The organism is Geomonas diazotrophica (genome assembly GCF_018919385.1).
GTDB lineage: Bacteria > Desulfobacterota > Desulfuromonadia > Geobacterales > Geobacteraceae > Geomonas > Geomonas diazotrophica.
In genome coordinates this window covers 38400-52468 of sequence record NZ_JAHLMF010000006.1, presented here as the reverse complement: position 1 = coordinate 52468, position 14069 = coordinate 38400, and the positions used below count along the sequence as shown (strand labels likewise).

Here is a 14069-nt window from a genome sequence, read left to right as displayed (position 1 = left end):
TCGTTCGGCACCTCGTGTACCGATACGTGCTGAACGGTCTGATCCTTCCGAACCTCTAGCGGAGGAGGTGCGTTGTGAAGTACACCGTGCTCACCTACTGCAAATACGTGCTCTTCGGCGCGGCGCTGCTCCCAATCACGCTGATCACCATCGTAATGATTCCTCTGCTTTCCTGGACGTGGTGCATAGGGATCCTCCTTCCGTTTATCGTGCTGTTTTTGTGGGGGGCGCTGGAAGGGCTCAAAAAGCTCCTGCAGTGGGGAAGACAGCGGCCAGTGCAGCAGGAACCTACTTCCACCGAGGCGCAGCCGGCGCGGGAGGACTCGGTCCGCATTGACCCGTCGCCGGCGGAAACGGTGCGGCAGGATCGAATCCTCGACCTGCAGCAGAACGACGTGGCGCGGGCTGCGTTCTTGGAGCGACTGGACGCCGCTTTGATGCGGGACTTGACCGATTACCACAAGATCGAGCGCGACCAGCGCTGGCAATTCCTTGCCGGCGCCACGGAACTGGCGGAGAGCAAGGGGTTCAAGTCGGAGCAGGGGATAGCCTCGTACGTCCTGGCCCTGTGGTATCTCGACATCGACTTCGAGGACAAGAGCTCGGAACTGGAGTCGCTGCTCACGTCCTCCCTGCCCGAGGTGCGTCGTATTCATGGTTTGAACCAATGGGTTGAGGCCCTCCTGGGCGAACCTGACGACGTCGCCGCTGCGGATGACGCCCTGAAAAGGGCGCTGCAGCTCACCGAGCCTTGGGGTAACTGACATAAAAGGCCCACGCCTCGGCCTCTGGCGGCAGCAGAGGTCGGGGCGACTTTCATAACGGGAGTCCCACCTTCACCCCTGCTGTATCCACCCCATCCCGCTCCAAAAAAACTTCCTCAAATTAGCTGTTGACATAAGGCGGGATCTTCTTTATAAAACTGATAACAGTTTTCATTATCGCCGCGCGGTGACCATTTGAAAAGATTCAGTCAGTGCGGGTAACGTGTTGTGAATCAGGCGGAAGCCACTGTCAGGGGCTGTGGAGGGGATATGAGCGGTGCTGTTGGGGTTAAAGAGGATTTGTCAGCGGTAAACGGCGTCGGCGCATCCGATTCGACCCGCCTGTCGAGGGCCGCCTGGCAGGATTTTGCCGGACTTTACCCGACCGACGAAGAATGTCTCGCCTCCTTCCTGGCGCTGGAACTTGCCGAGGTGCTGCAGGGCGCCAAGCCGGCAAACCTCGTCTGCCTTGCCAACAAGAACCGTTCCTGCGGCCGCAACCTCTATCTCCTCTGGAAAGAACATGGTGCTGTACTCCTCGAACAGAGCGGGCTCAAGGTGCGTGTCCTCGACGACCGCGGTTCCTCCATCCTGCTCCTGCTCTACTCGCAGGAGGCACTGGGCGGCCTGCTCGCCCAGAAAAGCGTGCGCATCATCCTGGGAAAGGCCGGCTACCGCAACGTCGATGAGTTCGACGAGGTTCTGGACGAACTGCAGACGCGCGTGGTGGGGGAGGGGTTCCCTCACGAGATCGGCGTCTTTCTCGGCTATCCGCTGAAAGACGTGGTCGGCTTCATGGGGTGGGCGCAGCTTGCCTTCACCTGCCAGGGCCCTTGGAAGATCTTCGGCAAACCGGAGCAGAGTCTGCGTCTTGCGGAATGCCACCGCGAGTGCCGCAGCAGGATGTCGTCGCGCCTGGCTTCCGGGTGCAGCCCGCTCGATTGCCTGAGAAACAGCTCCACCACTGTTGCAGATTCGTACCTGCAGGAGCGTGCCCCTTTTTTGGCAGTATCGTGAAAGTGAATATCAAAACCGAGGCGTGCGCGCCTCGGGGGGAGGGCGAGATGTGCATAGCTTTGATCGGCGGGATGGATCGCCTGGGAAAACACTACATGGAGGAGGCCGAACGCGCCGGCATGACGCTGCAGTTTTTCAGCACCTCAGAAACGAACATAGCCGCAAAGCTCAAGAAGGCTGACGCGATGGTGATCTTTACCAACAAGGTGTCGCACCGCGTGAAGATCGAGGCGATGCAGGTGGCCAAGGCAAACAACATCCCGGTGCTGATGGAACATGCCTGCGGCGTGTGCACCTTCAGGAACTGTCTCCAGTGCCTCGCTCGCAACTGTCAGTGAGCAGCTGATGCAAATTCGGCTTCATATCGGATCGCATCTGTGTTAGGTGTAGCCGTGTTCGACATCAAGACGATACGGCAGGATCCGCATGACCGATGTGAATGACAGGACATCCCGCAGGCTGGCGGCGATCGGGGCTCTTCTGGTACCCTGGACGGTCCTTTGCGTCTTTTACCTCGACATACCGGTTGCAGTTTTCGTCAGGGATTATCTCTATGCCAACCGGCATTGGGTCAGGGCCACTGCCGAGCTTCCCGACTTGTTGCTCGCCGTGGTCGTCGTTGCCACGGTCGGCTCCTGCCTGCTTTACCTTTTCCGCTACGGCAGGGGCATCCTCGACCGTGCCACAATGCTCGCCAAAGAGGTGGTCTGGCTGGCGCCGGTCTCCTACCTTGTCAAGGCTCTGTTGAAAATCGCCTTCGGGCGGTCCAACACCCGTTACTGGCTGCACGAGCCGGGCGACTACGGCTTCCACTGGTTCCAGATGAAGGAGTACTGCGACGGGTTCCCCTCCGGTCACATGCTGGTCATCGTGGCCCTTTTGGCCGCTGTTTGGCGCTTCTACCCAGAAAGCCGCCCCATCGGCATCGTAACCGCGATCCTGCTGGCCGCCGCGCTCGTTGCCACCAACTACCATTTCTTGAGCGACGTCGTCGTCGGGGCTTACCTCGCCATCCTGCTCGAGGTGATGGTCTCCCGCCTGATTTTTTGCAGGCGCCGCACCTCTGCCAACTGACGGGGGTTCCCGTAGTGGCGCGCCCAGCGTGGCTTTGCTTCGGGTTTTTTCCCTTGCATCGCAGGCCGAAATCCCTTATATTTCAACAGCACATTGACGATAGAAGGAACGCTTAAACCAACGATTCGTAACAGATGAGCGGGGGACTGTCACCGCGATCAGATAACGCATGGGAAGGGTTTAGCCGCCTACGGTTAAGCCCTTTTTGTTTGAGCATAAAAAGGTCAGGGAGGCCCAATGGAAAGAAGAGCTTTAACGGCAGGAGACATGGTTGACTCGCAATGCACGCGTTGCAAGGCACTGCTGAACCACACCATCGTCGCGATGGTGGCGGGTCAGGTGGTGCGGGTGAAATGCAACACCTGCGGCAGCGAACACAACCATCGTCCTGTAAAAGAACCTAAGGCCGCCACCGTGAAGGGAGCAAAGGCTGAAAAAGAGGTGAAGACGCCGCGGACAAGGGCGGCCAAGGCACCGGCGATATCGGACGAGGCGATCTGGGACGAGATGATCCGCCCTCTCGATCCGGATCTCGCGGTTCCCTACAGCATGGAAGGGAAGTTCAAGTCCAACACGTTGATCAGCCATCCCACCTTCGGGACCGGCGTGGTGGCATCCTGCCAGGCGGGCAAGGTTGAGGTGGTCTTCAAGACCGGCCGCAAGCTTTTGAGAAGCGCCTAGCTAGATAGCATCGGAAAGAGCACGAAAAAAGAAGGGGCTGCCGGTTTTCATATCCGGCAGCCCCTTTTTTATTCAAAAAAACAACGCATCGGCCACGGAGAAAAGGATTATTTCCTGACCCTGAACCCGGCACGCTCCCACGCCGACAGGTCGTTGGCAGGCTTTTGTTCCTTCGCCTTCGGCTGGTTCTTCGGCGCCGCACTCTTCGGTGTCTTCTCCGGCTCGGCCTGCTTGATGGATAGGGAGATGCGCTTGGTCTGCGGGTCCGCGGAGAGGACCTTCACCTTGACGATCTCGCCGACCTTGACCGCCTCGTTGGGGTCCTTGCAGTAGCGGTGCGACAGCTGGCTTACGTGCACGAGCCCGTCCTGGTGCACCCCGATGTCGACGAAAGCGCCGAAGGCAGCGACGTTGGTCACCACCCCCTGCAGGATCATCCCTTCCTTCAGGTCGGCTATGGTCACCACGTCCTCACGGAACGTCGCGGTCTGGAACTGCTCGCGCGGATCGCGCCCCGGCTTCTTCAGCTCGGCCAGGATGTCCCGCAATGTGGGGAGGCCGATGCCGTCGGTTACGTAGCGCTCCAGCTTGATCCCGGCGGAAAGGGCGGGGTCGGAGGCGAGCTGGGCCACGGTAACGCCGAGATCGGCCGCCATCCGTTCCACGACCCCGTAGTTCTCCGGGTGCACCGCACTGTTGTCCAAGGGGTTTTCTCCGCCGCGGATGCGCAGGAAGCCCGCCGCCTGCTCGAAGGCCTTCGGGCCGAAGCGCGGCACCTTCAGGAGCGCCTGCCTGGTCGGGAAGGCGCCGCTCTCGTCGCGGTACTTCACGATGGCGCGTCCCTGGCTCTCGGAGAGACCGGCCACGTAGGAGAGGAGCGCCCAGGAGGCGCTGTTCAGGTCGACGCCGACGTAGTTGACGCACGATTCCACCACCGCGTCCAGCGCCTTCTTCAAGAGCGACTGATTCACGTCGTGCTGGTACTGCCCGACCCCGATGCTCTTGGGATCGATCTTCACCAGCTCGGCCAGCGGGTCCTGCAGCCTGCGGCCGATGGAGATGGCGCCGCGGATGGTGAGGTCCAGCTCCGGGAACTCCTCGCGCGCGATCTCGGAAGCAGAGTAGACCGAGGCGCCCGCCTCGTTCACCATGACCGTCTCGGCCTTGACGCCCGCCGAACGGAGCGCCTCGCGCACGAAGACCTCGGTCTCGCGGCCGCCGGTGCCGTTGCCGATGGCTATCAGGCGCAGGTCGTGGCGCTCAACGAGCCGCACCAACTCGGCGCCGGCGCTCTCCGCTTTTGGCCCGCCCGTGTGCGGGTAGATGGTCGTCTGCTCCAGGAAACGTCCGGTCTCGCTGATGGCGGCCAGCTTGCACCCGGTCCTCAAGCCCGGGTCGACGCCCAGCACCCTCCTGCCGCCCGCCGGGGGGAGGAGCAGCAGGTTTCTCAGGTTCTGCGCGAAGACCGCGATGGCGGCCTCGTCGGCCCTGGTCTTCGCTTCCAGCCTCAGCTCGACCTCGATGGACGGAGCGATGAGCCGCTTGTAGGCATCGGCGGCGACTGCGGCGAGCAGTTCCTTGAAGATGCTTTCCCGCTTGATGAGCCCCCCCCTGAGCCGCGCCACGATCTCCTCTTCCGGCGCGAGCAGGGTGAGGCGCAGCACCTCCTCCTTCTCCCCGCGTCTCATCGCGAGCATGCGGTGCGACGGTATCGTTTTGAGAGGCTCCTGGTACTCGTAGTACATCTTGAACTTGCCTTCGCGATCCGCCCCCTCGCTCAAAAGCTGCGACGCGAAGATCCCCTCGGCGCGGGTGAGGTCGCGCACCATGGCGCGCCGGTCGGCGTCCTCGGAAAGCTGCTCCGCGAGGATATGCGACGCTCCTTCCAAGGCAGCAGCCGCGTCGGGGACCCCCAGTTCGTCGCTGACGAAGGGAGCGGCGGCATCAGCCGCCGAGCCTGCAGTCAACTCCTGCGCCAGTACCAGTTGGGCCAGTGGTTCCAGGCCGCGTTCCCGGGCGATGGTCGCCTTGGTGCGGCGCTTGGGCTTGTAGGGGAGGTAGAGGTCTTCGAGTTCGGTCTTCTTGCGGCAGGTCGCGATGCGCGCGGAGAGCTCCGGGGTCAGTTTCCCCTGCTCCTCGATGCTTTTCAGCACGGTCGCCTTGCGTTCGGCAAGTTCGCGGTGGTAGTTGAGCAGGTCCTCGATCTCGCGGATCTGCACCTCGTCCAGTTCGCCGGTCTGCTCCTTGCGGTAGCGCGCTATGAAGGGGACGGTGCCCCCCTCGTTCAAAAGCGAGACCGTGGCGAGCACCCCGCCGCGCGGCAGCCCGCTTTCTTCAACAACGATTTCAAGAAGTTGTGGTGTGTCTGTTGCGTGAATAGTCAAAACGGTCTCCTCCAAAAAAAGAGGTACTTCTTACACTCTTTGGGCGCCGGGGGCAAGAACTTTCCCGCCCCGCCTAGTGGGGGAGGAACCCCTGCTTCTCGTACTCGGCGAGCTTTCGGTACAAGGTTGCGACGCCGATGTTCAACTCCGCCGCCGTGCGCGACTTGTTGTTTCCGGTCGCCCTCAAAGCCGCCAGGATGTACTCCCGCTCCACCTCTTCCAGCGGGCGCACCGACTCAACGATCCCCGGCCTTGGCAGCGCGGACCTGAGCTCTTCAGGCAGGTCCTCGAGGTCGGCTCTCGTGTCCAGGCAAAGCGCCACGGCGTGCTCCACCGCGTTTTGAAGTTCCCGCACGTTGCCCGGCCAGGTGTAGCGCAGCAGCTGGTCGGCCGCCTTGGGCGTGAACCCGGTCACCTTGCGCCCGGCGCGCTTGGACGCCTGCTCCAGGAAGATGCGCGCCAGGGGGAGGATGTCCTCGTTTCTTTCCCTCAGGGGAGGGACCCGCACCTCGATCACCCTCAGCCGGTAGTACAGGTCGCGCCGGAAGTTCCCCTTGCTCACCTCGTCGGAGAGGTTCCTGTTGGTGGCGGCGACCACCCTGATGTCCACCTGCCGCGACCGGTTCTCCCCGACCCGTCTCACCTCCCGTTCCTGCAGCACCCGTAGCAGCTTCACCTGCATGGACTGGGAGACCTCCCCGATCTCGTCCAGGAACAGGGTGCCGCCGTTTGCCGCCTCGATGAGCCCCATCTTGTCCCGATCCGCCCCGGTGAACGCCCCCTTGGCATGGCCGAAGAGCTCGCTCTCCAAAAGGGTTTCGGTAAGCGCGCCGCAGTTCACCGCGACGAAGGGGCGCCCGGCGCGGGCCGATTCCTCGTGGATCAGCCGGGCGATACGCTCCTTTCCCGCGCCGCTTTCGCCGGTCACGATCACCGAAGAATCGACGCGCGCGATGCGCCGGGTCAGCTCGACCACCTGCCGCATGGCGCTCGAACGCGCGGTGATGCAGCCGAATTCCTCCGCCCCCGCACTCAGGCACGACATCTGGCGCCGCTGCTTCTTCAGGCGCTCTTCGGTATCGCGCAACGCCTTGGCCAGGTTCTGGAACACCTCGTCGCCGGTCTCGGATTCGAAATAGGGGAGATACGGCTCCAGGGCCTCGCCCCACTGTTCCCTCGTTCTCCCCTCGACGTGGCAGACCGCGTCCCCCTTGCCGCAGCAGCGGTCCTCGATGAAGTACACCTTTTCGCCCCTCCAATAGGAGACGTAGCCGCTGGCGAAACCGGTAAGGGTCCAGCAGACCGACTCTTCGGAAAGCCCCAGGTGCAAAAGGTGCTGCTCCACCTCGTAGGAGTCGTACCAGAAGGACTGGACCAGAGGCTGGTCGTCGTTTCCGTCGCTGCGCCTGTTTTCCTCCACCCGGACCATCCCCTGCAGCATGTGCAGTTTCGGACCGGTCCAGCTGTCCGCGAAGAGGTCGGGGAATTCCTGCTTCAGGCTTTCCGCCGTCATCCTGCCGTGGGCATAGCCGAACCTGGTCAGGATGCTGCGCGCGGCAGCCACGCCGAGCGAGCTGATCAGTTCCTTGCGCAAAAGTCCCAGCGCGACGGCATCGAAGATGATCGCCCTGCGCCCCATGAAGAACATGGTCCCCCCGTCGGGACGAAAGGAAAGTAGCTCCCGTAAATCCAGATCCGCCGATTGCATCCCCGCCTCCTAGCTGCCTACCAGAATAATAAAGCACACTATCATAATGATAGGCATTTTTCACGCTGTATACGTGCCTTTGTTGCAAGTTGCCGTTTTCGCATTTCTTTTCTGGTGGCACGCTCGCTGCTATTCACCCATGCAAGGCGGGTTTTTTGCCGCCCGTCGACCCAACGGGGCCTGCTCCGCGGCTCTGGCCCCCGCGAGTAAAGGCGCACAACACGAATAGGAGGTTCAAGGTGGGTAAGAAATTTTTCGTATCGCTGGCGCTGCTGGCTGCCCTGGGGGCGGGGCTGTTCCTGACCCGGAGCGAGGCCTTCGCGGCGGACATCAAGGGAAAGCATGCCTCCGAGGGGCTTGGCTGCGCCGACTGCCACAAGACGGACAAGCCGACCGCGGCGGCAGGGATCGAGGCGTGCCTCGACTGCCACGGCGGCTACGACAAGGTCGCCGAGCGCACCAAGGGGATGCACAACAACCCGCATGACTCCCACCTGGGAAGGATGGCGTGTCTCAAGTGCCACCGGGTGCACGCACCTTCGGAATACCTGTGCCTGGAGTGCCACAGCGACTTCGAATTCAAGGACAAGTAGCTCGAACTGTTCAGGACGCGGCGACCCCGCGTCTCACCAACCCCTGAGGGGAAATCAAAGAGGAGGAATCGATGAGGAGAGTTCGAGGTATGGCGGTGGTGTTCGTCGCCCTTTTCGCCTTCGCCGCTCCGGCGATGGCAGAGAAGGAGATGAAGACCGACGTAGTGGTGGTGGGCGCCGGCACTTCCGGCCTGGCGGCCGCGGTACAGGCACTGCAGCAGGGCGCCAAGGTGGTGGTGCTCGAGAAGCAGGCCAAGGTCGGCGGCACCGGCAGCTTCTGCGAAGGGGTCTTCGCAGCCGAGAGCAAGCAGCAAAAGCGCATCGGCATCGACGTCAGCAAGGATTTCGCCTTCAAGCTGATCATGAACTACAGCCACTGGAAGGCCAACGGCGCCCTGGCCAAGAACTTCGTGGACAAGTCCGCCGAGACCATCGACTGGCTCGACGACCTGGGCGTGAAGATCGAGTACGTCGGCGTCGGCGGCTTCGGCGGCCCGCTCACCTGGCACGTCATCGCGCCGGGGCCGGACTACCCGGACAAGAACCCCAGGGACTTTCACTGCCAGAGGATGATCAACGTCTTCGAGAAGTACGTGCAGGATCACGGCGGCAAGATCCTCCTGGAGACCCCGGGCACCGACCTGATCACCGACAATGGCAAGGTGGTCGGCGTTGTGGCCAAGGATAAGTCCGGCGAACAGCTGAAGATCAGGGCCAAGGCCGTGATCATCGCCACCGGCGGCTTCGCCAACAACAAGGAGATGATGAAGAAGTACGTCGCGTACCCGGAGGTGATCCCGGTCGGCAACATCGGCAAGGACGGGGACGGCATCAGGATGGCCGAGAAGGTCGGCGCGCAGCTTGAGGGGATGGGGACCGTCGAAGCGTACCGCCCGGGCCTCCCCGGCTTCCACCCGGCCGACCAGATGATCGCCCTCGCGGTGCAGCCCTACTTCTGGGTCACCCCGCGCGGCGAGCGCTACGTCGACGAATCCAGCGTCGAGTTCTGGCCCTACGCCGGCAACGCCATCACCAGGATCGGCGGCACCGCCTACTCCATCTTCGACGAGGCCACCAGGAAGCAGGCCGTCGAGAAGGGGATCGAGATGCCGCTGGGCGAGTGGGTGCTCCAGGGGACCAAGCTCGCCAAGTTCGACGAGTCCTTCAACAAGGAGCTGGCCAGAAAACGCGGCTTCGCCTTCAAGGCCGATTCCATCGAGGAACTGGCCAAGCAGCTCAACATGGATCCCAAGATCCTGAAGGTGAGCGTTGAGACCATGAACAAGTCCGCCTCCGTTCGCGAGGACAGCCAGTTCAACAAGAAGTCCAAGTACCTCCGCCCCATCGCCACCGGTCCCTTCTACGCGGTCAAGCTCCTGCCGCGTCACCTGGGCACCCTTGGTGGTGTGAAGATCTCCGGCAACACCGAGGCGCTCAACGCCAAGGGCGAGCCGATCCCGGGCCTCTACGCGGTCGGCACCGACTCCGGCGGCATGTACGGCGACAGCTACGACCTGCTGTTGGGAGGCGGCACCGCGGGCTACGCCATCAACTCCGGGCGCATCGCGGCGGAAAACGCCCTCAAGTACGCAGGCATGACCAAGTAGCGCTTTTCCTGCCGTGGCGGTGACCCCGCCACGGCAGACGCAGGTATTGCAACTAAATCAACGACTACCAATCGAAAGGGAACAGTACCATGAAGAAGATGAACTTAGCCGCCATGACCTTCGCTGCCGCCATGGCGTGCTCCGCACCCGCCCTGGCCATCGACCTCAACGCCTACGGCAACATCAAGCTGGGGACCTTCTGGACCCAGAACTCCTTCTACAGCCCGGCCACCGGGGCCGCCAGACACGACAGCGACTTCAGCCTGGACAACTTCGGCGACAGCTTCGTCGGCGTCAAGGTGAAGGACGGGGAATACTCTGGTGTGGCCGAGATCGGGCTTTACAACCCGAAGGCGTACTCCAAGGGGGTGGAAGTGCGGCTCCTCTACGGCGAGTGGGATTTCGGCGAGGGGAAACTGCGCATCGGTAAGACGCCGAGCCCCTACGTGTTCCGCTCCCAGCAGGTCTGGGACAGCGACGGCGGCTTCAACGGCTACGGCTCGCTCTGGGACGGCCGCTACGCCAACATCAAGGTGACCATGAACAACGGCTTCTACGTCGACGCCATGCAGCCGCGCGTCGGCAACCAGGCCAACAACACCACCAACGTCTCCCCCAACGCCGACGTGACCGCGGCCTACAGCCAGACCGGCAACAGCTACGCCGCGACCTACACCGACTACGACACCATGCTCCCCAAGATGGTGGTCGGCTACGAAGGGAAGCTGAACAACTGGACCTACGGCGGCGGCGTCGCCGGCAACTGGTACAAGGTGACCAGCTCGACCAACAACTCCACCCCGTTGAAGCATGACATCTACTCCTACCTCGCCTTCTTCCACGGCAAGGTGGATTTCGCCCCGGTCGAGTTCAGCTACAACGTCTTCACCGGCCAGAACACCGGCGACCTCATGAGCACCGCCACCGGCAACGGCACCGGCAACACGCTGGCCAACCCGGGCCAGGCCAACGGCGCCTACTACGACACCCTGCACGGCAAGAACTCGCACACCTACGGCGGCTTCGGCCAGGTGGGGTACCGTGCGAGCGACCGGGCCATGCTCTACACCGGCGCGTCCTACGTGATCGACGACAACCCGATCGCGCATGCCGACGCCCGCATGGCCGCTTTCGTGAACATGAATTATGCCCTGGGCAAGCACATCAACATCGTCCCGGAGGTCGATTACCTGAACGACTTCAAGAACTCGCTGGGACAGAAGGAGCCGCGTTCCCTGATCGCCGGCGCCAAGTGGCAGATGACCTTTTAACACCCGGATGCTCCGGCGGCAGCCGGACATCGCAGCAGTGGCGGCGGGGGGTGTGCTCCCCCCGCCTTCATGAAACCCGATTGGCGATGATCTCCCGCAGGTCCCTCTCCCTCCGGGAGAGGGTGCCCGAAGGGCGGGTGAGGGTTCTGCCCGCCGCGGTTATCTTGCCCCTGGCAACGCCTCACCCTGACCCTCTCCCAGGGGAAGAGGGGAGGTGGACGCATGTGCGAAGCTCATGCTCAATAGTCAAATGGAAGAAAACGATGGAAAAGAACAGCCAGCTCCTCACTCCGACCGTGCGTGACCCGTCCCAAGAAGCGCGGCAGTGGGACAGCCGCTACCGCAGCATCATCGACCGCCTGAACCGGATGTTGGAGCAGTTGCGCCGACAGCCGAGCTGCGACGTGAGCGGGGAACTCGACCAACTGGTGACGGCGACTCTCACCCACATCGGCCCGGAGGAGAGCTTCATGGAACTGGTGGCCTTCCCGAAGGCCAGGGAGCACCGGCTGTGCCACCAGTCGATCAGCATAGGGACGGCGAAGCTGCGCTACCGCCTGGCGATGGGGAAGGGGACGCCGGCCGACGAATTGGAGCAGATCCGCCGTCTCTGGCTGGAGCACATCGACGTGCACGACCGGGCCTTCGAGGCGTTTCTGACCGCACGGGGGTGAAAACGATGCGAGGCCGCAAGCTTTTGGGCACCCTGTTCCTGGTGAACTTCGCCGTAACGCTCGGCTTCGGCATCGCCGACGCCTTCTTTTCGACCTATCTCTTCAGCCTCGGCGCCCGCGGCCTCATGCTCGGGCTGCCGCTGGTCTGCTATTCCCTCTCCAAGATAGCGTGCGGCCCGGCGCTCGGCGCCTGGTCGGACCGGGTCGGCTACCGAAAGGCCGTGCTCTTGAGCCTCGCCCTTTACCTGCTGGTGTCGGTCGGCTACCTGTTGAACCTCTCGGTTGCGGCGCTCACCGTGCTCCGCCTTTTGCAGGGGGTGAGCTGCGCCCTGTTTCGCCCGGTGCTCCTGTCGCTGGTGGGAGGCTGCGCCGGGGAGGAGGAGCGCGGCACCGTCCTCGCCACCTTCGACATCTCCTTTTACGGCGCGCTCTGCCTTGGGCCGCTTGCCGGCGGCATACTCAAGGACTGCGGGGGCTTTGCGGGGGTCTTCGCGGCGGTCGCGCTCTTGTGCGTGATCGCCCTCTTTGCCGCCCTGCGCGGCATCCCCGGCGGCGGGCGCTTCGCCGGCAACGCCCCGCGCCATGCCCGGACCGGCGCCCCGCGACTTTGGCGCAGTGGCGGCCCCGGCAGCTACCGGGCGCTGCTGGCCTTCATCTTCGGCAGGGCCTTCGGGATCTCGCTTACCGGCGCCTTTCTTCCCATCCTGCTCACCGGCAAGCTGGGGTTGACCGGAGTGCGCAGCGGCCTGGTCCTCGCCTCGGGCACCGTCGCCATGACGCTGCTCCTGCGCCCGATGGGGATCCTCTCGGACCGCGCGCCGCGCCGATTGCTGGTGCTGGCAGGGGGGAGCGCCGTATCCCTGCTCTATTTCCTCATCCCTGCGGCACCCGGTTTCTACCAGATGCTGCTGCTCACCCTGGCCATCGGCGTCTGCAGCGTGGTCTCGCAGCCGGCGAGCAGCGCGCTCCTGGTGGAGGAGGGGGCGCGGCACGGCATGGCGGTGACGGTGGGGACCTTCAACGCCGCCCTCAACCTGGGTTTCGCCGCGGGGCCGCTTCTCGGCGCGCTCCTGCAGGGGGCCTTCGGCCTGGTCGCCGTGTTCCATGCGGCGGGGACCATCGGGCTTGGCGCCGTCGCCCTCTTCGCCCTCCACACAAGCCAGGGCGAACCGGAGGTCGCTCTCCCCGCGTCCCCCAAAACGCTGGCGGTTGCCTCCGCGACGGCATCGTCCTCATGTGAATCGGTCCCTCCGTACTCTCACGCCGCTTGACCGGGCCCGCGAAAACGGCTATTCTGGCCAAATTTCACATGAGAGGGGCTAGTTATGGTGCGTCCGAGTTGGGATGAATATTTCATCGAGATCACGCGTCTGGTCGCCAAGCGCTCCACCTGCCTGAGGAGGCAGGTCGGTGCCGTGCTGGTGAAGGACAAGAACATCCTCGCGACCGGCTACAACGGCGCGCCATCCGGTACCGCCCACTGCCTGGACATCGGCTGCCTGCGGGAGAAAATGGGAATCCCGTCCGGTGAGCGCCACGAACTCTGCCGCGGCCTGCACGCCGAGCAGAACGCCATCATCCAGGCCGCAAAGCACGGCACCTCCATCGAAGGGGCCACCCTGTACTGCAACACCATGCCCTGCATCATCTGCTCGAAGATGGTGATCAACGCCGGGATCAAGCGGGTCGTTTACCTCTCCGGGTACCCGGACCAACTGGCGGAGGAGATGATCCGCGAGTCTGGGGTCATCGTCGAGAAGTACGAGGAGCCGCAAGCATGAAATGTCCCTTCTGCAGTTTCAGCGACAGCAAGGTAGTCGACTCCCGCCCCGACAAGGGGGGCGCCGCCATCCGCCGTCGGCGCGAATGCGAGTCCTGCGGCAAGCGTTTCACCACCCACGAGCGGATCGAGGAAGTGCTCCCCCTGGTAACCAAGCGTGACGGCCGGCGCGAGCCCTTCGACCGCCTGAAGCTGGTGGCCGGTCTGCAGAAGGCGTGCGAGAAGAGGCCGGTTTCGGTGGAGACCATCGAGAAGCTGGTGGACCGCCTGGAGACCCGGATGCAGGAGAGCGGCGAGCGCGAGATCCCGACCACCACCCTGGGCGAATGGATCATGAACGAACTTCACGGCATCGACCAGGTCGCCTACGTCCGTTTCGCTTCCGTGTACCGCTCCTTCAAGGACATCAACGAGTTCATGGTGGAGCTGCAGGACCTCCTCAAGAAATAGCTCCCGGTGTCCCCGCCACGTCCGATCACCTTTCTCCCACCGGGAGAGGGCGGCCGAAGGCCGGGT

Annotated in this window: 14 protein-coding genes; 12 read left to right on the top strand and 2 right to left on the bottom strand. The window is 63.3% G+C overall.

Annotated features, from left to right (window positions below; all coding sequences use genetic code 11):
* Positions 1–74: 74 nt before the first annotated feature.
* The 5 genes from KOM00_RS20620 (at position 75) to KOM00_RS07545 (ending at position 3536) form a co-directional block, all read left to right on the top strand.
* Positions 75–764, top strand: a complete 690-nt coding sequence (locus KOM00_RS20620) for a hypothetical protein (protein ID WP_236026821.1) — start codon at positions 75–77, stop codon at positions 762–764.
* Positions 765–1034: 270 nt separating this feature from the next.
* The gene (locus KOM00_RS07560) at positions 1035–1781 is read left to right on the top strand and encodes a DUF3793 family protein (protein WP_216498315.1); all 747 of its coding nucleotides are present in this window, start codon (positions 1035–1037) and stop codon (positions 1779–1781) included.
* Positions 1782–1828: 47 nt separating this feature from the next.
* The gene (locus tag KOM00_RS07555) at positions 1829–2119 is read left to right on the top strand and encodes a DUF2325 domain-containing protein (RefSeq protein WP_216498314.1); all 291 of its coding nucleotides are present in this window, start codon (positions 1829–1831) and stop codon (positions 2117–2119) included.
* Positions 2120–2207: 88 nt separating this feature from the next.
* On the top strand, positions 2208–2855 hold the full coding sequence (locus KOM00_RS07550; protein ID WP_216498313.1) for a phosphatase PAP2 family protein: 648 nt from the start codon (positions 2208–2210) through the stop codon (positions 2853–2855).
* Between the two features lie 237 nt (positions 2856–3092).
* On the top strand, positions 3093–3536 hold the full coding sequence (locus KOM00_RS07545) for a hypothetical protein (RefSeq protein WP_216498312.1): 444 nt from the start codon (positions 3093–3095) through the stop codon (positions 3534–3536).
* 107 nt (positions 3537–3643) lie between these two features.
* On the opposite strand, the gene KOM00_RS07540 is transcribed toward KOM00_RS07545, so the two are convergent.
* Together KOM00_RS07540 and KOM00_RS07535 are read right to left on the bottom strand one after the other, a co-directional pair.
* The gene (locus tag KOM00_RS07540; RefSeq protein ID WP_236026820.1) at positions 3644–5920 is read right to left on the bottom strand and encodes a Tex family protein; all 2277 of its coding nucleotides are present in this window, start codon (positions 5918–5920) and stop codon (positions 3644–3646) included.
* 73 nt (positions 5921–5993) lie between these two features.
* Complete coding sequence (locus KOM00_RS07535; RefSeq protein WP_216498311.1) at positions 5994–7628, bottom strand: sigma-54-dependent Fis family transcriptional regulator; 1635 nt, start codon at positions 7626–7628, stop codon at positions 5994–5996.
* A 239-nt stretch (positions 7629–7867) separates the two neighbouring features.
* On the opposite strand from KOM00_RS07535, the gene KOM00_RS07530 reads away from it, so the two are divergent.
* The 7 genes from KOM00_RS07530 (at position 7868) to nrdR (ending at position 14003) form a co-directional block, all read left to right on the top strand.
* Positions 7868–8221 (top strand): cytochrome c3 family protein, encoded by a 354-nt coding sequence (locus tag KOM00_RS07530; RefSeq protein WP_216498310.1) that lies wholly within the window; start codon positions 7868–7870, stop codon positions 8219–8221.
* A gap of 71 nt (positions 8222–8292) precedes the next feature.
* Positions 8293–9828: an FAD-dependent oxidoreductase gene (locus KOM00_RS07525; RefSeq protein WP_216498309.1), complete on the top strand. Its 1536-nt coding sequence runs from the start codon at positions 8293–8295 to the stop codon at positions 9826–9828.
* Positions 9829–9917: 89 nt separating this feature from the next.
* Complete coding sequence (locus KOM00_RS07520; RefSeq protein ID WP_216498308.1) at positions 9918–11099, top strand: hypothetical protein; 1182 nt, start codon at positions 9918–9920, stop codon at positions 11097–11099.
* Between the two features lie 263 nt (positions 11100–11362).
* The gene (locus KOM00_RS07515; protein ID WP_216498307.1) at positions 11363–11773 is read left to right on the top strand and encodes a hemerythrin domain-containing protein; all 411 of its coding nucleotides are present in this window, start codon (positions 11363–11365) and stop codon (positions 11771–11773) included.
* Between the two features lie 5 nt (positions 11774–11778).
* A complete protein-coding gene (locus KOM00_RS07510) occupies positions 11779–13044 on the top strand; it encodes an MFS transporter (RefSeq protein ID WP_216498306.1) in 1266 nt (421 codons plus the stop codon).
* Between the two features lie 54 nt (positions 13045–13098).
* Complete coding sequence (locus KOM00_RS07505; protein WP_216498305.1) at positions 13099–13554, top strand: deoxycytidylate deaminase; 456 nt, start codon at positions 13099–13101, stop codon at positions 13552–13554.
* Positions 13551–14003, top strand: coding sequence for a transcriptional regulator NrdR (nrdR, locus tag KOM00_RS07500; RefSeq protein WP_216498304.1), 453 nt, complete (start codon positions 13551–13553; stop codon positions 14001–14003). Before KOM00_RS07505 ends, nrdR begins: the two co-directional genes overlap by 4 nt.
* Positions 14004–14069 lie beyond the last annotated feature (66 nt).

Bases quoted from the DNA above. Each gene is read 5' to 3' on its own strand.
- KOM00_RS07560 (WP_216498315.1), top strand. From the start codon at position 1,035: ATGAGCGGTGCTGTTGGGGTTAAAGAGGATTTGTCAGCGGTAAACGGC.
- KOM00_RS07555 (WP_216498314.1), top strand. From the start codon at position 1,829: ATGTGCATAGCTTTGATCGGCGGGATGGATCGCCTGGGAAAACACTAC.
- KOM00_RS07550 (WP_216498313.1), top strand. From the start codon at position 2,208: ATGACCGATGTGAATGACAGGACATCCCGCAGGCTGGCGGCGATCGGG.
- KOM00_RS07545 (WP_216498312.1), top strand. From the start codon at position 3,093: ATGGAAAGAAGAGCTTTAACGGCAGGAGACATGGTTGACTCGCAATGC.
- KOM00_RS07535 (WP_216498311.1), bottom strand. From the start codon at position 7,628: ATGCAATCGGCGGATCTGGATTTACGGGAGCTACTTTCCTTTCGTCCC.
- KOM00_RS07525 (WP_216498309.1), top strand. From the start codon at position 8,293: ATGAGGAGAGTTCGAGGTATGGCGGTGGTGTTCGTCGCCCTTTTCGCC.
- KOM00_RS07520 (WP_216498308.1), top strand. From the start codon at position 9,918: ATGAAGAAGATGAACTTAGCCGCCATGACCTTCGCTGCCGCCATGGCG.
- KOM00_RS07515 (WP_216498307.1), top strand. From the start codon at position 11,363: ATGGAAAAGAACAGCCAGCTCCTCACTCCGACCGTGCGTGACCCGTCC.
- KOM00_RS07510 (WP_216498306.1), top strand. From the start codon at position 11,779: ATGCGAGGCCGCAAGCTTTTGGGCACCCTGTTCCTGGTGAACTTCGCC.
- KOM00_RS07505 (WP_216498305.1), top strand. From the start codon at position 13,099: ATGGTGCGTCCGAGTTGGGATGAATATTTCATCGAGATCACGCGTCTG.
- nrdR (WP_216498304.1), top strand. From the start codon at position 13,551: ATGAAATGTCCCTTCTGCAGTTTCAGCGACAGCAAGGTAGTCGACTCC.